Origin of the sequence: Bradyrhizobium sp. 613_E4_N2_2 (assembly GCF_052075995.1) — a bacterium.
Classification (GTDB): domain Bacteria; phylum Pseudomonadota; class Alphaproteobacteria; order Rhizobiales; family Xanthobacteraceae; genus Bradyrhizobium; species Bradyrhizobium barranii.
Genome location: NZ_CP197234.1, coordinates 4,942,259 through 4,963,562 on the forward strand (window position 1 = coordinate 4,942,259; position 21,304 = coordinate 4,963,562).

Consider the following 21,304-nt stretch of genomic DNA (forward strand, 5'->3'; position numbering starts at 1 on the left):
GGCTTCTTGTCCAGGAAGGATCACAAGTGTCGTTTCTATTCGAAGATTATTGTCTCGATGCCAACCGGCGCGAGCTCAAGCGAGGCTCCGAGCTCATCCCCATCGGACCGAAGGTGTTCGACCTGCTGCTCTTCCTGGTCCGAAACCGGGAACAGGTCGTGACAAGGGACGATCTTCTGAAGGCGGTGTGGGAAGGACGGATCGTGTCCGAATCCACGCTGACCAGCCACGTCAATGCCGTGCGCAAGGCAATCGGGGATACCGGCAAGGAGCAACGCCTGATCCGGACGGTTTCTCGCAGAGGCTTCCGGTTTGTTGGCGAGATCACCGAGGAAGAATTGCCCGCGCGAGCCTCGGTCCCAGACCCAGGTACGGATCTTGGCGTTCAACATGTAAAGAACATTCAGGAGCCAATCAGGGCCTTTGAGGTCGATGCGCCGACGGAAACGCGAGAGGCTGCGCCAGTTTTTGCTGCCGAGGCCGGGAGTCCGCCTCCGCTGCCCGACAGGCCTTCCATTGCGGTGCTTCCGTTTCAGAATATGTCTGGCGATGTCGAACAGGAATACTTTGCCGATGGAATGGCCGAGGACATCATCACGGCGCTGTCCCGTTTCAAGGCGCCATTTGTCATCGCCCGAAACTCCAGCTTCACCTACAAGGCGCGCGCTGTCGACGTGAAGCAGGTGGGGCGCGAGCTTGGGGTGCGCTACGTGTTGGAAGGGAGCGTTCGCAAGGCGGCAAACCGAGTGCGCATTACGGGACAACTCGTCGATACCGCTACTGGAGCACATATTTGGGCCGATCGGTTTGATGGCGAGCTCGGCGACATCTTCGATTTGCAGGACCAGGTGACTGAAAGCGTTGTCGGGGCGATCGCGCCTGCGGTGGAGAAAGCTGAGATCGAGCGCGCCAAACGCAAGCCGACCGCTAGTCTCGACGCCTATGCCCACTATTTGCGCGGTCTGGCCCGGCTTCATCAGTTTGGTAACCGGCAAGCGAACGACGAGGCATTGCGTCTGTTCAACCGCGCGATCGAGCTCGACCCGGAATTTGCCACCGCCTACGGTCGCGCAGCCTTTTGCTACCTCATTGCCAGGATCAATGGCTGGATTCCGGACACGGCGAACGCGATTGCCGAAGTGAAGAAGCTCACCCAACGGGCAGTTGAGTTGGGCAAGGATGACGCGAACGCGCTCTCCGCTGGCGGGAATGCGTTAGCGTTTGTTGTTGGGGATCTCGGGGTAGGTGCCGGCTTAGTTGATCGCGCGATCGCGCTTAATTCCAATCTGGCTGAGGCATGGAATTTCGGCGGCTGGGTAAAACTCTGGCTCGGCGAGCCGGAATCGGCGATCGAGCGCTTCGCACGAGCCATTCGCCTGAGCCCACTTGATCCGTGGCTGATGGGCATGCGAGCCGGGACCGCGTATGCACATTTCTTTTTGGACCGCTATGACGAAGCGGCATCATGGGCGGCAATGGCATTGCAGTGCAACCCGGACTATCGGCCTGGATTACGGATCACCGCCGCAAGCAACGCAATGGCCGGTCGGCCGGAGCAAGCACACAAGGCCGTGGCTCGGCTGAGAGAACTCAGCCCCACGCTGCGCGTTTCCAATCTCAAAGATGTGCTTGGCCCTTATCGACGTGCTGAGGACGTCGCGCGATATGAGGAAGGATTGCGGCAAGCAGGGCTGCCCGAATGACCATCTCGGCCCTGTCGTGAAATTTGCAAGACCGATTTGATAGACTCTGTTTGAACAACATGGGTGTCTTCATGGTTCGGCTTCCGGTTATTTTCTTGCTGGGGATTTTCTGTGCGTCACTGAGCAGTTTGAGCGCTTTCGGACAGAGTTGCGGCACAACGCCGCTCGACGTGCAAATCCTCGGTTCTGGTGGCCCCAGAATGAATCCCACTCGGGCATCGACGAGTTATCTGGTCTGGATCGAGGGGCGCGCAAGAATACTCATCGACATGGGCGGTGGTGCTCAACACCGCTTTGGTGAATCGCAAGCCAAACTCGAAGACTTGTGGATGGTCGGAATAAGCCATCTTCATCCAGATCACGTTTCCGACTTGCCAGCGTTCCTTTGGCTGAGCCACGAGGTCCGCAAGGAACCTCTCAAGGTTTTCGGTCCTACAGGCAACGATGCGGCCCCTGACTTTGCGATTTTCCTCAACAGGCTTTTTGACGAGAAGACTGGCGCATTTCCAGTGCTCGGATCGGCGTTAGGCGGCTCATACGGGGGCAGCGGCGTGCGGCCCGATATGGGGCGCGTTGTGGCGGGTGGCGTTCGACTTGATGTCGGAGTGATTGACGCTGTCAAAAGCGATCCATCCGTGGTTTTGCAGCGCGAGGGAACGACAGTCACGGCACGGAAAATCCCGCATGGAAATATGCCAACCTTGGCCTATCGCGTGCAGACCGGAAATGTGTCGATCGTGTTTAGCTCCGACCAAAACGGCACCGATCCAGGCTTCGTCGAATTCGCAAAGGGCGCGAACCTCCTGATCATGCATCTTGCAATCGCGCCCGGTGCGAATGTTCCCTTGCACGCAACACCGGCAGTCGTCGGACGCGTTGCCCAAGAGGCTGCGGTCAAGCAGCTCATCGTCAGTCATTTCGGTCTGTTTGAACTCGATGCGGCCATCGCTGATTTGCGCACTGCCTACAACGGGCCGCTCATCGTTGGAGCAGACATGCAGTGTACGCCAGTGCTGTGAGACCCACGGTCCTTCGCTGGTTGATGTCCGGTTATGGCCCACAGCGGACCTGCCGCTGCCACCCGTCAGGCGTCAGCCTGTGCCCCCTTGGTTGACTTTGCTCAGTGTGCTTCCCGCACCGGCAACTGCCCCCTTGAGCAAAACCAGCTGTGGCTCTTCCACCGGTTGTTGAAAATCGCGGGAGCAACCAATTCACGGATTGTTAGTGGATTCTATCGTAAATGGTTCAAGAAGATAACAACAACCATACCGGGTTCCATTACCCGACCAAATCCATGAATGCATCTGCTTTCCTGATCGCGACGGCCTTTGGCGCAGCATTCCTTGCTGTGGAGTACAAGTGGTACTACCAGCCCGACATGTTCAATCCGGATGTCGTGCTCAGCATCTTCTCTAACGAGCACATGAAAGCGCGCGCAGCAGTTCGACATGCGCTGATCGATCCGAACTCGGCCAAGTTCAGCACATTGCGCTCAGTCGAGGCCGACGCGGCGCGATATGTCTGCGGCGCCGTCAACGCGAGAGACAAATCCGGCCAATCCATCGATGCCGCTTTCGTCTACACTGTGGCCGTTGACTTTGCCCGCATCGACGACGACGGCCGGATCACGCAGCTGCGCTCGGGATTTCGGCCTTGCCCCACTGAAAATGACAAGGTCGCGCAGCAGAAGCCTGCTCTTTCGCCTGGCATGCTGTCCGTTGCGCAAACCGTTCAGAAGGTTGCTCCGCAGGCCGGCACCTCAACTGTGTCAGGTCTGACGACGCGTGCACCTGCGGCAGGCGCAACGGCGTCCGGCGGGACCATGGAGCAGCAGCTCCGCGAGCTGGGCGCACGGACTGTCCCGCCTCAATCGGCCAATGGAGCCCAGGCAAACTTGCCGGGAGAGCGTGGGACCGGCAAGGAGAGTGAGTGGCGAGCCGATCAGCCTCCCGTCGCATGGCCCAAATTCCCTCCGGATCACCCCTTGGCGAGGTCAACCCGGAAACGGAGCCCCTCCGAAGCACTCGCCTTGGCGACCGGCGTCGAGGAACGCTGGAACCAAGCCAAGTTGTCCGGAAACGTCGCGATGCGTCCCTCGTCGGAAGAAATCAAAGAGGCGTGTCGCGCCTTGCTTGGGATCGATCCCACAGACAGCGAATATCGAAAAGCCTGGGCAACTTTCGTGCACCTGCAAGACATCGACCGCGATGTTGCGATGAAGTGAAGCGGGAGTGGTAGAAGAACTGCCTCCCCGCCTCTGGCCCAAGGACGACATCCGTCCAGACCACTTCGATGTCACTTTTGGCGCAAGCCGGCGCGGCTTCGATGAGTGCACGTCCTAGGCCCGCCGCATCAGCTTGAGCGAGGCTGCAAGGCGCAGGCTGCGCTTGCCGGCGAGCGCGATGCCTTCGAGCTCACCGCTATCCGCAGTGCAGGTTCCGGAGAAGCCGATCCCGACCTCATAGCCGCCAAACACGGGGTTTTCGCCCTTCGCCGGCGTGTGCTCCTGGTTCAGCATCTCGCCCTTCCAGCGGCCGTCCGCCGAGGAATAGGAGCCGAGATAGTAGAAGAACGCATCGCCGCCGAGGATGCGGCCGTCGATCAGGAGCATCACGCCCGATAATCCGGCATCGACACCGTCAAGCGCGCGCAGGCTCATCCCATAGAGTCCGTTGGCGATGCCGCCCGGACCGACCGCACCACTCGGAGGCAACCCCTCGTCGTCGAGCCGGGTGAGATTGGCCCAGAATTTTGCGCCCGGCATGGTGTCCGCGCCACCCTCGAGACGGATCTGGTTGCCGGTGAGCCGCCCGCGCGCACCGATCGAGGCGATATCGGCTCCCATCAGCGGCTTGTGATTGGGATCCTCGTTGTGCCGTTCGGTGATCACCTCGGCGACGATCTCGCCGTCGCGCTCGACATAGGTTCCAAGGTGCGCGAACGCCGAATTGCCGCCCAGCATCTTGCCGTCATGCAGGCACATGATGCTGCGGCCGAACGCATCGTTGACGCCGTATTCAACCTTGTAGAGTCCGTCCAGCAATTCAATAAGCCCACAAAATCAGAAAAGAATCGCGGGCTACCTAGGCCGTGATCCCATAAATCAGCCGATCGGTCGGCTTGCCAGAGTCCGCTATGCCCCCGATAGCTACCAAATTCCGCAGCACAGCGAAATGATGCGAAGGGCCAAAACCGGAAATCGTCAACTTACCAGGAATACCGCACCACGCCCTTGCCGGCGTAGCTGGTGGTGAGTTGAGAGAACTCGCCTTCGAAGGTGGCGGCGGCGGACCAGCCGTTCAGCCATTTCTTCTCGACGGAAGCAGTGACGAGCGCGGAGTCGCTGGCTTGCGCGGCGCCGCCAACGACAAAGGATGCGCCCGGCAGCGTCTGGAACGTCGCACCGATAGTGCGGCCGGGGTTAAAATCGTGCGCCCATGCCAGGCGACCGCGCAGCGTGAAGATTCCGTCCGCCATCGCATATGATTTGTCGCTGCGAAGGCCGAGTTCGCTGCGCGTATCGGTGACACTCTTCGAAGCGTAGGCGAGCGCAAAGGTATTGACGCCGGTTACCGCCTGCTCGGCATAGGCAGGCAGGTCGAAGGTGGTGAATTGTCCTGCGGCATAAGGCGTGATGCCCACCCCGCCCATCCATGGGCTGACAAAACGATAGCCGCCTTCGACGCGACCGGACCACGCATTGGCGTTGAACTGCGCCCGCAATTGGTCGATGCCGGCCACCGTCACGGTGCGGTTGGTGGTGATGTCCTGCCAGCCATAGGCCAGCGCGCCGGAGAGATATGCCGCACCCGCATTGTGCCGGACGAAGGCGCCGGCCTGGAACATATCGGATCGGCCAGAGCCGCCATTGACGGTGCTGAAGGTCGTACCACCGCCCGCCAGCGCAAAGCCTGCCAGCGTATTCGGCGAGATACGGTAATCGGCGCCGACCGCGATGCCTGCGATGCGGCTGGTCGTGTTGTTGGAGCCGAGTGTCGTGTTGCCGTCCGTGGTCTGCGAGCCGCCATAGCCTGCCGCCCACACGCTCCAGCGCTGCGCGAACGGATCGGCCATGACGGGCGCCTTGGTGAACATCGCATTGGCGTCCCGCGCCGCACCGGAGCGCGACCTGTCCGGCGAGGCATAGGCCGATGCGCCCGCCGATGACCCCGCTGAAACGCCATCGCCGCGGCCGTCGATGAAGGGATCGGTCAGCAATCCCATGAACTGGTTCATCGCGTTGAAGGTCGTCTGCTGCGAGCCGGTCGCGGTCTCGCCGGAGATCTGGGTCAGTCCCGCCGGCGTCAGCCCGCCGAACGCCAGCGGAATACTGCCGTTGGAGTTGAAGAAATTGACGATCGGGTCGGCGATGTTCCGTTGGTTGTTGTTGAGAGCCGTCCCGGGCGGCGGCACGAAACTGAGAACGAGATTGAGATACGCATTGTTGGCGTCATAGCTCAGGCTCGACGCGAAGCCACCCGGCAAGTTGGTGTTGACGATCGAGCCGAACGTGCTGGTGCCGATACCGCCGGCGGCGTTGAGAATGGTGTATTGCTTTGCGACATAGGCCCCGGCTGCGAAAGATGCCTTGACGGTGGCGCCGCCGAACGTCGCCACGCCGGTGACGTTGGTGCGGTCGGCCGCCGAAGGCGACACCTCGACCATGTAGCTCGATGCGGCCGTCAACACGAGATTGCCCTGCACGGTCAACGTACCGATCGAATTGCCGGGCGCCAGCGTGCCGCCATTGATGGTCGTGTTGCCGACCGTGCCGTTGCCGCCGAGCGTACCGCCGGCATTCACCGTCACCGCGCTGGCCGTGCTCGTGCCGTTGACCGAGAGCAGGCCGCTGTTGACCGTGGTCGCGCCTGTGAAGGTGTTGGTGCCCGTCACATTGGTCGCGCCGCTATTCACCGTCAGCGTCATGCCGCCGCCGAGGCTGTTCAGCGTGCCGCCGCTTGAGGTCACTGCGCCGGTCAACGCGCCGTTGGCCAACGTGCCGCCCGATAGCGAAACGATATTGATCGTTTGTGCCAGCAAACCGAGATCGAGCGTGCCGCCGGTGTTGATTGTCGTCGCGCTCGTAGCGCTGAATGTGTTCGCCGCAGCGCCCCTTAGCGTGCCGGCATTGATCGTCGTAGCTCCAGTATAAGTGTTGGCGCCAGAAAAGCTGAGCGTGCCGATGCCGCTCTTGGTAATGGCGCTCGATCCACCGGTGCCGCCGAGGCCGTCCGAGGCCGCGGCGCCGCCGGAACCGTTCTGATCGGCGATGGCGTCCGACACCGTGTAGCTGCCGCTGCCACCGAAGGTCAGCGTCGAGCCCTGCACGAAGAAGCCCGTGCCTAAGGCCGAGCCCGCACCGCCGCCATTGGAGCCGGTGCCGCCGGCTACGCTGCCGCCCGAGGTCGAGCCGTTGCCGTTGATGGTGAGCGAGCCGCCCTTGACCACGAACACCGCCCCGCCCATGCCGCCGCCGCCGCCGTTCCCGCCACTGGCGCCGTCGCCGCCACCAAAGCCACCCGCCCCAACGGTCCCGCCGCCTCCGCCGCCACCGCCAAACCCACCCGCGCCGCCGCCGCCACCGCCGCCGCCGCCAAAGCCGCCCGCACCGCCGCCACCGCCGCCGCCGCCACCGAAGCCACCGGCGCCGCCAGGGCCGCTGAAACCACCACCGCCGCCGCCGAAACCACCGCCGCCGCCGCCGTTCAAGCCGGTGCCGCCGCCGCCGCCGAAACCACCCGCCCCGCCGGTCGAGCCGGAACTGCTTGCGCCGCCGAAGCCGCCACCCCCTCCCGCATTTCCGATACCGCCGCCGCCGCCGCCATTGGCACCACCCGTGGTGCCACCACCAAATCCGGCGCCGCCGGCGTCGTTGAGGCCGGCTATCGACAGGAGGCCCGCGGTGCCGTTCGTGCCGTTTCCGCCGGCGCCGCTATAGCCGCCGCCGCCGGCAGCGGCAACGGAACCGCCGAAAATGCCGCCGCCGCCGGGGCCGCCGCCGCCGAAGATGCCGCCGCCGCCGCTGCCGCCGCCGCTGCCGCCGAGGCCGCCGCCGCCGCGAAACGTGTTGATTGTTGCGTTGCCGCCCTTCGCGTTGTTGTTGGCGAAGCTGACGTTGCTCAGCGTCACGTCGGCCGACTGGTTGACGAACAGTGCGCCGCCCGCCCCCATGCCGCCGCCGGCGCCGTTGCCGCCGCCCTGGGCGAGGCCCGCGGACAGGATGACGTTGCTGATCGCCACCTGAGGGCGGTCCGCGATGATCGAGCCCGCCACCCCCGCGCTGGTCTGCGTCGCGGTGTCGACGCCGACCATGAAGATGCGCTGCGAATTGTTGCCGCTGATGGTGAAGCCGTTGCCGTTGATGCTCACCGAGTTGAAGATCGGCGACAGCGGCCCCGACAGCGTGACATTGGTCTGCAGGTTGATGATGAAGCCGCCGGGGGGCGTGGAAGCATTGATCTGCGCGAGCGCGGCGCTAAGCGTGCCGGCGCCGCCAGTCGAGCCCCCCGAGGTGGTGCCGGTGTCGTTGGCGACCGTGACGTTGATCACCGTCTGGGCCCGCGCTCCGGTCACGAGCGCGCCGAGCAAGACGCCGGCGAACAGCGCCGCGCGCATGGTCGCCGCAAAGCGGCTAATCGATCGCTTGCGCCCAACAACGGCCGCGCCGGTTTTCAGCGCGCCTTCAGACGCTACAAAATAAGACAACCCAAACCTCCCCGCAGCCCAAATAGCGACCGTTGAAATACCATTGCGCCGTTGCGGCGCCGGTCGCGCATGGACCCGTTAAGCGGGGCTCTGTGGAATCAGGTTTAGCGGGGGAACATCGCGGTGTCCGACCAATATCGGTCATCCGACAAAGCGCGCCGCCCTATTTGGCCGACTGCGTGATTAATATCACAGGAGGAACGCGGATATCGACATCACCAGTTGGCATTGGAGAGGCGTCGTTCGGGAAGTCGCCACCTCACCACGCATACCGCACGACGCCCTTGCCGGCGTAGCTCCTGGTGAGCTGAGAGAACTCGCCTTCGAAAGTGCCGGCGGCGGACCAGCCGTTCAGCCATTTCTTTTCGGCAGAAGCGGTGACGAGCGCGGAGTCGCTGGCTTGCGCGGCGCCGCCAACGACAAAGGATGCGCCCGGCAGCGTCTGGAACGTCGCGCCGATATTGCGGCCGGGGTTGAAATCATGCGCCCATGCCAGGCGCCCTCGCAGCGTGAAGATTCCGTCCGGCATCGCATATGATTTGTCGCTGCGAAGGCCGAGTTCGCTGCGCGTATCGGTGACACTCTTTGATGCGTAGGCCAGCGCAAAAGTGTTGACGCCGGATACCGCCTGCTCGGCATAGGCCGGCAGGTCGAAGGTGGTGAACTGGCCTGCTGCGTAGGGCGTGATGCCGATGCCGCCCATCCACGGGCTGACAAAGCGATAGCCGCCTTCGACGCGACCCGAGAAGGCATTGGCGTTGAACTGCGCGCGCAATTGGTCGATGCCGGCCACCGTCACGGTGCGGTTGGTGGTGATGTCCTGCCAGCCATAGGCCAGCGCGCCGGAGAGATATGCCGCACCCGCATTGTGCCGGACGAAGGCGCCGGCCTGGAACATATCGGATCGGCCAGAGCCGCCATTGACGGTGCTGAAGGTCGTACCACCGCCCGCCAGCGCAAAGCCTGCCAGCGTATTCGGCGAGATACGGTAATCGGCGCCGACCGCGATGCCTGCGATGCGGCTGGTCGTGTTGTTGGAGCCGAGTGTCGTGTTGCCGTCCGTGGTCTGCGAGCCGCCATAGCCTGCCGCCCACACGCTCCAGCGCTGCGCGAACGGATCGGCCATGACGGGCGCCTTGGTGAACATCGCATTGGCGTCCCGCGCCGCACCGGAGCGCGACCTGTCCGGCGAGGCATAGGCCGATGCGCCCGCCGATGATCCCGCTGAAACGCCATCGCCGCGACCGTCGATGAAGGGATCGGTCAGCAATCCCATAAACTGGTTCATCGCGTTGAAGGTCGTCTGCTGCGAGCCGGTCGCGGTCTCGCCGGAGGTTTGCGACAGCGCGGCTGAAAGATTGCTGCCGGTGAGACCAAACAGCGCGACAAAGCCCGGCGGCAGCGCGCCGCCATTGTTGAAGAAGTTGTTGAGCGTGGATGCGACGGTCTGCGGATTGCCCGGCAGCGAGGTGCCGGCGCCGAGCGAGGCCGTGAGGTTCAGCAACACATCAGACAGCATGTAGCTCAGGCCGGCATTAAAATTCGGCAGCCCGCTCACGCCACCGAAACTGGTGCCGCCGAGGCCGCCGGCCGCCGACAGGATGGTGTAGTTCTTGCTGACATAGCTGCCCGGCTGGAAGACCGTTTGCACGGTGGCGCCAGTGAGCGTTGCGGCGCCTGTGACATTGGTGCGGTCGGCCGATGCCGAGACCTCGACGCGGTAGAGGCCGCCGGTGCTGAACGCCAGATTGCCGCCGACCGTCAGCGTGCCGATCGAATTGCCGGGCGCGAGCACGCCGCCGCCGTTGATGGTGGTATTGCCGACGGTGCCGTTGCCGCCGAGCGTGCCACCGGCATTGACCGTCACCGCCGAATTGGCGATGGAGCCGTTGACCGCCAGCGTGCCGCCATTGACCGTGGTCGCCCCGCTATAGGTGTTGGTCGCGGTCAGGATGGTGGTGCCGTTCTCCACCGTCACCGACCCCGCGCCGGAAATGACCGGGGCGAAGTTGTAGTTCGAGGCGGTGTGGTTGAAGACGATGCTGCCGGTGCCTGCCCCGAACGCGACCGAGGGCGTGGTCAGCGTGCCCGGCGCGGTCGCGGCCTGGCCGGAGGCGGCGCCGATATTGAGCGTGCCGGTCGAGCCGGCAAAAGCGGCGATCTGCATGCCCGAAGCCGTCGAGACGGTGCCGCCATTGGCGATCGTCAGCATGCCGGTGCCTAAATAGCCGACAAAGAGGTTGAAGGAATTGGTCCAGGTCGAGCCGGCGCCATCAACCGTCGCGGTGCCGGTCGAGCCGCCATTGTAGCCGAGGAAGCCGTTGCCGACGTTGCTCACCGCGCCGCCGTTCTGGATCGTCAGCGTGCCGGTGCCGCGAAAGCCGACAACGAGGCCGGAATTGGTCCACGACGACCCGGCGCCATCAACCGTCACGGTGCCGGTCGAGCCGGCATTGAAGCCGAGATGGCCGATGGTGGCGTTGCTCACCGCGCCGCCGTTCCGGATCGTCAGCGTGCCGGCGCCGGAATCGCCGACATAGAGCGCGCCGGAACTCCAGGACGAGCCGGCTCCGTCCACCGTTACGGTACCGGTCGAGCCGGCATTGTTGCCGAGATCGCCGATGACGTTGCTCACCGTGCCGCCGTTCCGGATCGTCAGCGTGCCGGCGCCGGAATTGCCGACAACGAGGTTGCCGGAATTGGTCCAGGCCGAGCCGGCACCATCAACCGTCGCGGTGCCGGTCGAGCCGGCAAGGGAGCCGAGAAAGCCGACGGCGTTGCTCACCGCGCCGCCGTTCTGGATCGTCAGCGTGCCGGTGCCGGAATTGCCAACTTTGAGGTCGCCGGAATTGGTCCAGGTCGAGCCGGCGCCGTCAACCGTCGCGGTGCCCGTCGAGCCGGCATTGAAGCCGAGATAGCCGAACCCGGCGTTGCTCATCGTGCCGCCGTTCCGGATCGTCAGCGTGCCGGCGCCAGAATTGCCGACATAGAGCCCGCTGGAACTCCAGGACGAGCCGGCGCCATCGACCGTCATGGTGCCGGTCGAACCGGCATTGGCGCCAAGGATGCCGATGACGTTGCTCCCCGCGCCGCCGTTCCGGATCGTCAGCGTGCCGGTGCCGAAACTGCCAACAACGAGGTCGCCGGAATTGGTCCAGGACGAGCCGGCGCCATCCACCGTTACGGTGCCGGTCGAGCCGCCATTGACGCCGAGATGGCCGGTGACGTTGCTCACCGCGCCGCCGTTCTGGATCGTCAGCGTGCCGGTGTCGTCAAAGCCGACAATGAGGCTGGAACTGGTCCAGGCCGAGCCGGCGCCATCAACCGTCGCGGTGCCGGTCGAGGCGCCGCCGAGATAGCCGGTGCCGGCGTTGCTCACCGTGCCGCCGTTCCGGATCGTCAGCGTGCCGGTGCCGGAATTGCCGACAACGAGGTTGCCGGAATTGGTCCAGGCCGAGCCGGCGCCATCAACCGTCGCGGTGCCGGTCGAGCCGGCAAAGGCGCCGAGATAGCCGGTGGCGCTGCTCACAGCGCCGCCGTTCTGGATCGTCAGCGTGCCGGTGCCGGCTTGGCCGACAATGAACAAGCCGGAATTGGTCCAGGCCGAGCCGGCGCCATCAACCGTCGCGGTGCCGGTCGAGCCGGCAAAGAGGCCGAGATAGCCGAGACCGCTGCTCACCGTGCCGCCGTTCTGGATCGTCAGCGTGCCGGTGTCTGAATAGCCAACAATGACAGTGTTCGCTTGCGCGCCGGTCGCTCCGACCACTGTGGCATTGGGCGCGACGGTGTCGATCTTCGCGGTGCCCGCGCTGGTTGGAACGCCGGCCGACCAGTTGGTGGCGGTGAACCAGTCGGTTGAGGTTCCGCCGGTCCAGTCGGTGGCGCGCGATGGCGTCGATGTCGCCAGGACCAGTCCGAGCGCCACCATGGAGCTGGTGCCCAGCAGGCGGCGGGACAACGCGGCCAAGGTCAGCGCCGCAAAGCGGCTAATCGATCGCTTGCGCGCAACAACGGCCGCGCCGGCTTCCAGCGCGCCTTCAGACGCTACAAAATAAGACAACCCAAATCTCCCCGCAGCCCAGAGAGCGACGTTTGAAATTCCGTTGCGCCGTTGCGGCGCCCCTCGCGCATGGACCCGTTAAGCGGGGCTCTGCGGTATCAGGTTTAGCGGGGGAACATCGCGGTGTCCGACTAATATCGGTCTTCCGACAAAGTGCGCGCCGTATCTGGCCGATTGCGTCATTAATATCACAGGAGGAACGCGGACAGGATATGAACGTCACCAGTTGGCTTAAGAGGCGAGGTCCGTTGCGGGTCATTCGCGACCAGGTCGAACCAGTTAGCGGCGCCTCGCAGGGCCAATGCGGCTTGATGGTATCACCGCGGACATGATTCAAGCCCCGAAACTGGAGCCTCGAATCATGCGCTACGAACTCAGACGCACCGAGGTCATCCGGCTTTTCAGCGCAGGGCCGGGAGCGGAGCCCACTCGCCGCATGATGCCATCATGCCCCTGTTTTGCCCGACGGGTCAATTGATTTTCGTAAAATACGAACTTAGTGATTTCGACGACTTGGCTACTGTGCATGGGGTTGTTTTTGACTTTTTTGTTTCGTGCGATCCCGGGCGGCCCTCCTCATGTTGTGATTCAACGGCCCGTGCCGGAGCTGGTTCATCCTTGAGGCCCCTTCGAACCCGCCGGAGTGAGCGCACGACAAAGCGGCATGAACCAGACAGAGCCTTCAGCCGAAGCGCAGATCGCAGCGATCATCGCCAGCGCTGCAAAGCAGCCGCTGCTCGATGCGGCCTTCGAGCTCTGGTGCCGGCGCTACCGGTTCAACACACTCGACGGACGCCCGACCGACGAGGAGGTCCGCGTCTATCGCACGCTCACGCCGGAGCAGTTCCGCGCGAAATACCGCTACGACCGCGACCACGCCCATGAAGGGCCGATGTTCGGTTATGTGAAACGCGCCCATCCGCGCGCCGATGACGCAGCAATCCGGCAGGCCATCATCACCGCCGTGAAGTTCGAAGATGCCACCTTCGAGCACTTCAACTGGATAGGCGATTTCTGGGAGTGCGTCGTGCGCGCCGTCGCGCGCGCGGCCGCTCAATATCCGGATTTTCTCGAGACGACTTATCGCGACGCCCGCAACAACGTCGCCTACTACTACAAGTGAGCTAGAAGCATAGCGTGGTGACGAGCTTGCCCTGCTTGTCCTTGATCGCATAGGGGCAGCGCAGCCGCTCCAGCGCCTTCTTGGCGTCCTCGTCGCCGAGCGCAGCAGCGCGCTCGTAGTAGGCCTTGGCGGCGTCCTTGTCCTTGGCGCCGCCGCGGCCTTCCTGCGCGAACGCGCCCATCCGCTCCAGCGCGCCGGGATGGTTCTGCGCCGCCGCCTTCTCGAACATCGCGCGCGCCGCGACGTCGTCCTTCTCGCCGCCGTTGCCGTTGGAGAGCATCAGGCCGAGCTGGTACTGCGCCTCCGCGTTGGTCTCGGCCGCCCTGCCGAGCAGCGCGCGCGCCTGTGCGGGATCGGCCGGCGCAGTACCGCCAGCGCCGCCGAGCGCGGCAAGATTGCTGACACCGCGAGGATTGCCGGCCTGCGCAGCCTTCTCGAACAGCTTTCGCGCTTGTGCTTCGTCTTTCGCGACACCGGAGCCGGTGCCGTAGGCGACGCCGAGTTCGACCATCGCCGCGCTCGATCCCTTGTCGGCCGCCTTGCGCCAGGCGGCGATCGCCTCCGCCGTCTGCCGGTTGGCGGCATAGGCGCGGCCGAGCGCGAACATCGCGCGCCGCGACGACGGTGCGGCCTGCTTGCAGAATTTGACGGCGGTCGCAATGTCGGAGGCAGCAAGCTCGGTCACGCCCTTCACATCGGCCGGCTTGTCGGGATCGCTGGGATCGGCGGCCAGCCGATCGCACAGGACGAGATCGGCCGATTGGGCATGCGCCGATAACGGCGCTGCAAGCGTGAGGAGAATGGCAAGGAGACAAGTCCGCATGGGCGCCACGTTGCGTCTCTGCTCCGGCAAATTCAAGGCTCGAGTCCCGATTGGCGCAGCACCGGGACGACCTCCGGCGATGCCAGATAGCGCAGCAGCCGATCGGCCGCTTCGGCATGTCTGGCGTTGGCCATGCGGCCGGCGGAAAACACGGCCGGAGTCTGCAAATCGTGCGGGATCGGGCCGACGACCTCGATGCCCTCGACCTGCTTCAGCTCACTGATCTGCTGCACGGCGAGGTTAGCCTCACCGCTGACGAGCCGCTCCGCCGTAAAGCCCTGCTCGACGATGGTGGCCTTGGCGTTGATCTCGGCTGCGATGCCCCATCGCTGGATCAATTGGGCGAAATAAACACCGCTCGCGCCCAGCCGCGAATAGGCGACAGATCGCGCCGCGAGCAGCGACTTGCGCAATGCAGCTTCGCTGGAGATATCGGGATGCGCCTGCCCTGCCCGCACGGCGATGCCGACGAAGGAGCGCGCCAGATCGGCCGCGCTACCTGCGGCCACGCGGCCCTCGCCGATCATCTCGTCGAGCCCCTCACGGGTAAGGATCACGAGATCGGCGGCCTCGCCGTCGCGTAGCCGTTTCAGCAGTGCCAGGGTCGGCGCGAAGTCGGCATCGACATGGATGCCGTGGGCGGCCTCGAAGGCGGAGGACAGGCTGCGCATCGCGCCCATCAGGCCGAGCGTCGAGAGCATGCGAATGTTTTCCATGGGCTATTCCTGTCGCGATCAGGCGCGGTGCATCAGCTTGAGCGCGGCGGTCAGGCGCAGGCTGCGCTTGCCGGCGAGCGCCGTTGCCTCCAGCACCGCCTGCTCCGCGTCATAGGTGCCGGAGAAACCGATGCCGACCTCATGGCCGCCGAAGATCGGATCGTCCTTGGCCGGCGTGTGCTCCTGGTTGAGGATCTGCCCCTTCCAGCGGCCATTCGCAGCAGTGTAGCTGCCGAGATAGTAGAACGAGGCATCGCCGCCGAGGATGCGGCCCTGATTGAGCAGCATCACGCCGGTGAGCCCGCCATCGACGCCGTCGAGCATGCGAAGGTGGATCGAGTAGAGACCATCGGCGATGCCGGCCTCGCCGACGCCGCCCGCGATCGGCACCTCGTCTTCGGTGATCGGCGTCATCACCGACTGGAACGGCACGCCCGGCAGCTCTTTCAGCTCGCCCTTGAAGCGATAGAGATCGCCGTCGGCCCAGCCTTTCGCAAGCAAGGTCGCATCGTCGGTGCCGGCCATGGCGCGGTAGTTGGGGTCCGGGTTGTGGCGGACCGTCTTGATGACGATGTCGACGCCGGCTTCGGTCCTCTCATAGGTGCCGATATGAGCGAAGGCCGAATTGCCGCCGAGCATCTTGCCATTGCCGACATGCATCACGCTCCGGCCGACCGCGTCGCCGAGCTGAAATCGCACCTTGTAGAAGCCTTCAAACACCAGCCGTGTCCCCGGCCCCGCGCATCCCGGGGCATTCTATCCCGGTTTCGCCGGGGATGGACAGACTTCAAGCCGGCATGGCCGGCAGACCCACAACAACGGCTGTCATCGGAATGCAAAAATCCGCCGGAGCCTTTTCGGCTCCGGCGGATTGAAGACCAACCCGGGCCAGCCCCCCGGCCCGGGCCGGGAGGATCTTAGGCCGCGGCCTTCTTGTCGGCCGGCACGGACGCGATCGTCTTCAGGATCTGCGAAGCGATCTGGTATGGGTCGCCCTGCGAGTTCGGACGGCGGTCTTCCAGATAGCCCTTGTAGCCGTTGTTGGCAAAGGAGTGCGGAACGCGGATCGAGGCGCCGCGATCGGCAACGCCGTAGCTGAACTTGTTCCACGGCGCGGTCTCGTGCTTGCCGGTCAGACGCTTGTCGTTGTCCGGGCCGTAGACGGCGATGTGGTCCATCAGGTTCTTGTCGAAGGCCGCCATCAGCGCCTCGAAGTACTCCTTGCCGCCGACCGTACGCATGTACTCGGTGGAGAAGTTGGCGTGCATGCCCGAGCCGTTCCAGTCGGTGTCGCCGAGCGGCTTGCAGTGGAACTCGATGTCGATGCCGTACTTCTCGGTCAGGCGCAGCATCAGGTAGCGGGCCATCCACATTTCGTCAGCGGCCTTCTTGGAGCCCTTGCCGAAGATCTGGAATTCCCACTGGCCCTTCGCGACTTCCGCGTTGATGCCTTCATGGTTGATGCCGGCAGCCAGGCAGAGGTCGAGATGCTCTTCGACGATCTTGCGGGCGACGTCGCCGACGTTCGAGAAGCCGACGCCGGTGTAGTACGGACCCTGCGGGGCCGGATAGCCGGAGGCCGGGAAGCCGAGCGGACGGCCGTCCTTGTAGAAGAAGTATTCCTGCTCGAAGCCGAACCATGCGCCGGCGTCATCGAGGATGGTGGCGCGCTTGTTGGATGCGTGCGGGGTCTTGCCATCGGGCATCATGACTTCGCACATCACGAGCACGCCGTTGGTGCGCGCGGCGTCCGGGAACACGGCGACCGGCTTCAGCACGCAATCGGAGCTGTGGCCTTCGGCCTGCTGCGTGGAGGAGCCATCGAAGCCCCAGAGCGGAAGCTGCTCGAGCGTCGGGAACGACGCGAATTCCTTGATCTGTGTTTTGCCGCGCAAGTTCGGAGTCGGCGTATATCCGTCGAGCCAAATGTACTCGAGCTTATACTTGGTCATTGAGCCTCTCTGTAGATGATGCGAAAGGTGGGGTTGAGAGCCCCCGCACGTTTGTACCCGGCCATCATCGGCCGACCCTCTACAAGCATTTTGCGTGCCAAAAGGCCGCAGCGCGGGAGGTTTTCCACCGCGGCCGGGGTCGGCCCGCCGACGGCAAACCGTCCTCGGCGGCATGCGTCATAGCCGCGCACCTTCGCGTGAAGCTGCACCGCAAAAATCCCGCGGAAAACGCCTGATTCTGGAGCAGACGCACCGTTGCCGGAGGTTGCCGATGAAACGCGCATCAACGTCCGGCAACTTTCGCAAAGTCCTGCGCCCTGCCTAGCAACCTTTGGAATGGCCCAGGCGTTAGCCACCGACGCGGTGCCTTAGGGGATGCAGAGGGTCACATGCCTACAGATTAGGCAGCAACTGATTTCCTTTTCAGCACTTTCCAATTCGGGATGCGCGGCCGATATGGAGAATCCAGTAACCACAATCGAACGAGTCGGGCGCACCATGGAGGCCAAGGCGCTTCGACCCAGGAGCAATCGCAATGATGAATAATGGTCTGAATCACGGATCTGCAACGATCTACCAATTCCCTGTCGGGGGCCGCGCGGCTCTCGCCGGACGCCGCTATGGCGACACCCGTCTTCCCGCCGATCATGCTTCGCTTCCCGCGAACGTCTCGATCTGCAGCGACAGCTGGTACCACCAGGATGCGGTCGACGAAGCAAAGCCCAAATGGGAACGCTAATGTTTGTGTTTGGTATGATACCGCCGCGCGCGCGCAAGCGTCCGACGGAAGTTTGAAAAAGGGTCGAAACAACGAGGTTTCGGCCCTTTTTGATTCCTGCTGGACTCCCGGCTAGAGAGCGGGCTTTTCGATCACCGTGCAGGAAGTGACCGGCCGCTTCAGATGCTGGACCGTGGTCGCTCCGGTCTTGCCGATCCTCAGCGTGATCCCTGCCCCCGAATAGCGGGTGCCAGAAAGCGCCAGCCGCTTCTTCAGCGTGACAGGTTCGCCGTCGATCTGGAGGAAGGCGCGTTTGTCATCGTCATAAAATCCCACGATGAACTGCGTACCATCGGCACAGCGATAGGTCCGGAACGTCTGCGCATCCGCCTGTCCCGCACCGATAATTCCGCCCGACAGCATGGTGATCGCCAAAACAATGGCCTTGTGCCGGCCCATGATTGCCCCCTGAATGCACTCAAGGACGCCGTAGTGCGTCCAGTGGAAACATAACCCAAGCTGATCTCATGCCAGATTCCCCTGCCCGCCACCTCGCCCTGCAAGGCGCCAGCAATTTTCGCGACCTCGGCGGCTATCCGACTTCGGATGGCCGCACCACGCGCTGGCGCCACATCTTCCGCTCCAACCATCTCGGCCAGCTCACGGCCGCCGACGTCGAAATCGTCCGCGCGCTGGGCGTGCGCAGCGCCTTCGATTTTCGCGGCGTCGAGGAGCGCGCGGCCGGCGTCTGCGTCGTGAACGAGATCACGGTGCATTCGCTGCCGATCGAGCCGACCGTGGTGGCCGCGCTGCGCGCCGAGCTTGCCAAGGGCAGGCTCACCGCGCCGGTCGCGCTCGAGCTCATGCGGGAGTCCTACCGCAACTATGTCCGCCACAACACGCACAGTTTTCGCGCGCTGTTCGACCATCTCTTGGAAGACCGCGCGCCGCTGGTGATCCACTGCACCGCCGGCAAGGACCGCACCGGCTTTGCAAGCGCGCTGATCTTGCATGCGCTCGGCGTGGCCGACGAGGTCATTGCCGAGGACTACCTGTTGACCAACCAACACTACAGGCGCGACGCATCGAACGCTTCCGATCTTCCCGCCGACGTCCTCGATGCGATCGGCAGTGTCGAAGCCTCATACCTTGCTGCTGCCTTCGAGGCCGTCTCCAACGAATATGGCGGTCTCGAAACCTACTTGCGCGACGGCCTCAAGCTCGGCACACCGGAGCAAACCGCGCTGAAGGCGCGTTATCTGCAATCGTAAGCGGCCGTGCCGGGAGAACGACGATGCAAGGCAAGGTTCTGATCGTGACGGGCGCGCTCGGCGCCCTTGGCAAGGTTGTCGCCGAGACAGCGTTGGCGCGCGGCGCGCGTGTGGCCGGCATCGATCACGCGCCCTCGCAGATGTCGGCAACGCCCGAACGCATCGAGATCGGCGGCGTTGATCTGTCCGACCCAGCACAAGCGAAGACGGCGGTCGAGGCGGCGGCAAAGCACTTCGGCAGGCTGGATGCGCTAATCAACATCGCCGGCGGCTTCGCGTTCGAGACCGTGGGCGACGGCGACATCAAGACGTGGCAGCGCATGCATGCGCTCAACGTGCTGACGGCCCTCAACACCTCGCACGCGGCGCTGCCGCATCTCGCCGCGTCCGGGGCTGGCCGCATCGTCAATATCGGCGCCATGGGCGCGCTTCAGGCAGGTTCCGGCATGGGCCCCTATGCGGCGTCGAAAGCCGGCGTGCATCGCCTCACCGAGGCGCTTGCCAACGAGTGGAAGGGCAAGGTGACCGTGAACGCGGTGCTGCCGTCGATCATCGACACCAAGGCCAACCGCGCCGACATGCCGAAAGCGGATTTCTCCAAATGGGTGACACCGCAGGAACTCGCCGAGGTGATCCTCTTCCTCGCCAGCGATGCCGCGAGCGGCGTCACCGGCGCGCTGATCCCGGTGAGCGGCCGGGTTTAGTCCGGCACCAATAGCCGCAGATTGCCTTTGAAGCGGATGCTCTGCTTGCCGGCGAGCGCAATGCCTTCGCCATAGGCGGTCTCGTCGGCGTAGGTGCCGCTGAAGCCGATGGTCACGACCTTGCGGCCCCACACCGGGCGCTCGTCGAACGAGGGCGAGTGTTCCTCGTTGGTCAGCTCGCCCTTCCACTTGCCGTCGGCCGAGGTGTAGCTGCCATAGGCGAAGAAGAATGAATCGCCGCCTCGCATGGTGCCGTCGCGCAGGACCATGACGCCCTGGTTGCCGCCCTGGACGGCATCCAGCATCTCGATGCGAATGTGATAGAGGCCATTCCTGATTGTCATCTTCGTAAAGCGCCCGACTGTCCCGGTCGCAGGATAACCGCACCGTCGGTTCCCGATCAAATGGCGCAGAGCCACAACTGCGTTCCGGGCTAAACTGGCCGCAACTGATTCTCGGATCGGAACGCAAGACCCGGACGCTTTCCTTGGAAACCGCGCTTTATCTACCCGTCAAACGCTTCCTCGAAGAGCTCGGCTTCACGGTCAAGGGCGAGATCGGCGGCTGCGACCTCGTCGGTCTCAGCGCCGGCGATCCGCCTGTCGTGGTGATTGGCGAGCTCAAGCTCGCCTTCAATCTCGAGCTGATCCTCCAGGCGGTCGACCGCGCACCGGCCGGCGACGAGGTCTGGATCGCTGCAAAGATGTCGATCCGCGGCAAGGGACGCGAGAGCGATGCGCGTTATCGCAATCTCTGCCGCCGCCTCGGCTTCGGTATGCTTGGGGTAACCGACCGCGGCCAGGTCGAGGTGCTGGTGAAGCCGCCGACGGCAGCGCCGCGCCGCGAGCCGAAGGTCCGTTCGCGCCTGGTCGCCGAACATCAGCGCCGCCAGGGCGATCCCGTGCTCGGTGGCAGCACGCGCGCGCCGATCATGACGGCCTATCGCCAGCAGGCGCTGGCCTGTGCGTCGGAACTCGTCGGTGGGCCACGAAAGGTGCGCGAATTGCGCGAGCGCTGTCCCGATGCCGGCAAGATCTTGCTTAACAATGTGTATGGCTGGTTCGAACGTGCGGACCGGGGAATCTACGGGCTCACCGAGGCCGGACACGCGGCGCTGAAACGCTGGCCGCAGGCACCGATGAAAGAAACGCCCCGCGAGGCATCCCTGCCCTAGCGGCAATCACGTCGGGAGACATCGCATGATCGTTGTGACTGGCAGCGTAACGGTCCGCACCGAGATGTTCGACGAGGCGCGCCGCCTGAGCCTCGAGCATGTTCATCGGTCGCGACAGGAACCCGGCTGCATCTCCCATGGAGTGCATGTCGACTGCGAGAATCCGCTCAGACTGGTGTTCTTCGAGCAATGGGCCGACCGCGCCGCGCTCGCCGCCCACTTTGCGGTACCTGCATCCGGCGAGTTCGTGCGCACCTTGCGCTCGCTGGCCACGGGGCCAACCACGCTCGACCTCTATGAGGCCGACAGGCTCGAAAAGCTGTGAGCGCATAGCTGTGATGCCACACCAAATTCA

Annotated in this window: 18 protein-coding genes; 9 read left to right on the plus strand and 9 right to left on the minus strand. The window is 64.1% G+C overall.

Annotation, left to right across the window (positions count from 1 at the left end; translation table 11 throughout):
* Nucleotides 1-26: 26 nt before the first annotated feature.
* From AB7290_RS23950 to AB7290_RS23960, 3 genes are all read left to right on the plus strand, one after another.
* Nucleotides 27-1,703, plus strand: a complete 1,677-nt coding sequence (locus tag AB7290_RS23950) for a winged helix-turn-helix domain-containing tetratricopeptide repeat protein (RefSeq protein ID WP_085399219.1) — start codon at nucleotides 27-29, stop codon at nucleotides 1,701-1,703.
* A 71-nt stretch (nucleotides 1,704-1,774) separates the two neighbouring features.
* Nucleotides 1,775-2,722: an MBL fold metallo-hydrolase gene (locus tag AB7290_RS23955; RefSeq protein ID WP_161495765.1), complete on the plus strand. Its 948-nt coding sequence runs from the start codon at nucleotides 1,775-1,777 to the stop codon at nucleotides 2,720-2,722.
* A 221-nt stretch (nucleotides 2,723-2,943) separates the two neighbouring features.
* Nucleotides 2,944-3,927, plus strand: a complete 984-nt coding sequence (locus AB7290_RS23960; protein ID WP_085399221.1) for a hypothetical protein — start codon at nucleotides 2,944-2,946, stop codon at nucleotides 3,925-3,927.
* 114 nt (nucleotides 3,928-4,041) lie between these two features.
* On the opposite strand, the gene AB7290_RS23965 is transcribed toward AB7290_RS23960, so the two are convergent.
* The 3 genes from AB7290_RS23965 to AB7290_RS23975 all read right to left on the minus strand — a co-directional run bounded on the left by AB7290_RS23965 (nucleotide 4,042) and on the right by AB7290_RS23975 (nucleotide 12,468).
* Nucleotides 4,042-4,746 (minus strand): hypothetical protein, encoded by a 705-nt coding sequence (locus tag AB7290_RS23965; protein ID WP_085399222.1) that lies wholly within the window; start codon nucleotides 4,744-4,746, stop codon nucleotides 4,042-4,044.
* Between the two features lie 164 nt (nucleotides 4,747-4,910).
* Nucleotides 4,911-8,408: an autotransporter domain-containing protein gene (locus tag AB7290_RS23970; protein ID WP_441253992.1), complete on the minus strand. Its 3,498-nt coding sequence runs from the start codon at nucleotides 8,406-8,408 to the stop codon at nucleotides 4,911-4,913.
* A 259-nt stretch (nucleotides 8,409-8,667) separates the two neighbouring features.
* Complete coding sequence (locus AB7290_RS23975; RefSeq protein WP_354115668.1) at nucleotides 8,668-12,468, minus strand: autotransporter outer membrane beta-barrel domain-containing protein; 3,801 nt, start codon at nucleotides 12,466-12,468, stop codon at nucleotides 8,668-8,670.
* 664 nt (nucleotides 12,469-13,132) lie between these two features.
* Here AB7290_RS23975 and AB7290_RS23980 point away from each other — a divergent pair.
* Complete coding sequence (locus AB7290_RS23980) at nucleotides 13,133-13,591, plus strand: hypothetical protein (protein ID WP_085398732.1); 459 nt, start codon at nucleotides 13,133-13,135, stop codon at nucleotides 13,589-13,591.
* A gap of 1 nt (nucleotide 13,592) precedes the next feature.
* On the opposite strand, the gene AB7290_RS23985 is transcribed toward AB7290_RS23980, so the two are convergent.
* The 4 genes from AB7290_RS23985 to AB7290_RS24000 form a co-directional block, all read right to left on the minus strand.
* A complete protein-coding gene (locus AB7290_RS23985; protein ID WP_354115667.1) occupies nucleotides 13,593-14,414 on the minus strand; it encodes a tetratricopeptide repeat protein in 822 nt (273 codons plus the stop codon).
* A gap of 32 nt (nucleotides 14,415-14,446) precedes the next feature.
* Entirely contained in the window at nucleotides 14,447-15,130 is a 684-nt protein-coding gene (locus AB7290_RS23990; RefSeq protein WP_085398731.1) for a substrate-binding domain-containing protein, read from the minus strand.
* Nucleotides 15,131-15,148: 18 nt separating this feature from the next.
* The gene (locus tag AB7290_RS23995; RefSeq protein ID WP_063983624.1) at nucleotides 15,149-15,850 is read right to left on the minus strand and encodes a GrlR family regulatory protein; all 702 of its coding nucleotides are present in this window, start codon (nucleotides 15,848-15,850) and stop codon (nucleotides 15,149-15,151) included.
* Nucleotides 15,851-16,047: 197 nt separating this feature from the next.
* Complete coding sequence (locus AB7290_RS24000) at nucleotides 16,048-17,082, minus strand: glutamine synthetase beta-grasp domain-containing protein (protein WP_063983625.1); 1,035 nt, start codon at nucleotides 17,080-17,082, stop codon at nucleotides 16,048-16,050.
* Between the two features lie 535 nt (nucleotides 17,083-17,617).
* Here AB7290_RS24000 and AB7290_RS24005 point away from each other — a divergent pair.
* Nucleotides 17,618-17,821, plus strand: a complete 204-nt coding sequence (locus AB7290_RS24005; RefSeq protein WP_028147811.1) for a DUF2735 domain-containing protein — start codon at nucleotides 17,618-17,620, stop codon at nucleotides 17,819-17,821.
* 111 nt (nucleotides 17,822-17,932) lie between these two features.
* Here the strand turns inward: AB7290_RS24005 and AB7290_RS24010 are convergent, their stop codons facing one another.
* A complete protein-coding gene (locus tag AB7290_RS24010; RefSeq protein ID WP_063983627.1) occupies nucleotides 17,933-18,259 on the minus strand; it encodes an MliC family protein in 327 nt (108 codons plus the stop codon).
* Nucleotides 18,260-18,327: 68 nt separating this feature from the next.
* On the opposite strand from AB7290_RS24010, the gene AB7290_RS24015 reads away from it, so the two are divergent.
* Both AB7290_RS24015 and AB7290_RS24020 read left to right on the plus strand, forming a co-directional pair.
* Complete coding sequence (locus AB7290_RS24015; RefSeq protein WP_354115666.1) at nucleotides 18,328-19,071, plus strand: tyrosine-protein phosphatase; 744 nt, start codon at nucleotides 18,328-18,330, stop codon at nucleotides 19,069-19,071.
* 23 nt (nucleotides 19,072-19,094) lie between these two features.
* Complete coding sequence (locus AB7290_RS24020; protein ID WP_085398728.1) at nucleotides 19,095-19,775, plus strand: SDR family oxidoreductase; 681 nt, start codon at nucleotides 19,095-19,097, stop codon at nucleotides 19,773-19,775.
* Here the strand turns inward: AB7290_RS24020 and AB7290_RS24025 are convergent.
* On the minus strand, nucleotides 19,772-20,119 hold the full coding sequence (locus AB7290_RS24025) for a GrlR family regulatory protein (RefSeq protein ID WP_085398727.1): 348 nt from the start codon (nucleotides 20,117-20,119) through the stop codon (nucleotides 19,772-19,774). The two genes, AB7290_RS24020 and AB7290_RS24025, sit on opposite strands and share 4 nt — an antisense overlap.
* A 143-nt stretch (nucleotides 20,120-20,262) precedes the next feature.
* On the opposite strand from AB7290_RS24025, the gene AB7290_RS24030 reads away from it, so the two are divergent.
* Together AB7290_RS24030 and AB7290_RS24035 are read left to right on the plus strand one after the other, a co-directional pair.
* Nucleotides 20,263-20,949, plus strand: a complete 687-nt coding sequence (locus AB7290_RS24030) for a DUF2161 domain-containing phosphodiesterase (RefSeq protein WP_085398726.1) — start codon at nucleotides 20,263-20,265, stop codon at nucleotides 20,947-20,949.
* A 25-nt stretch (nucleotides 20,950-20,974) separates the two neighbouring features.
* Nucleotides 20,975-21,274, plus strand: coding sequence for a putative quinol monooxygenase (locus AB7290_RS24035; protein WP_085398725.1), 300 nt, complete (start codon nucleotides 20,975-20,977; stop codon nucleotides 21,272-21,274).
* Nucleotides 21,275-21,304: the final 30 nt, after the last annotated feature.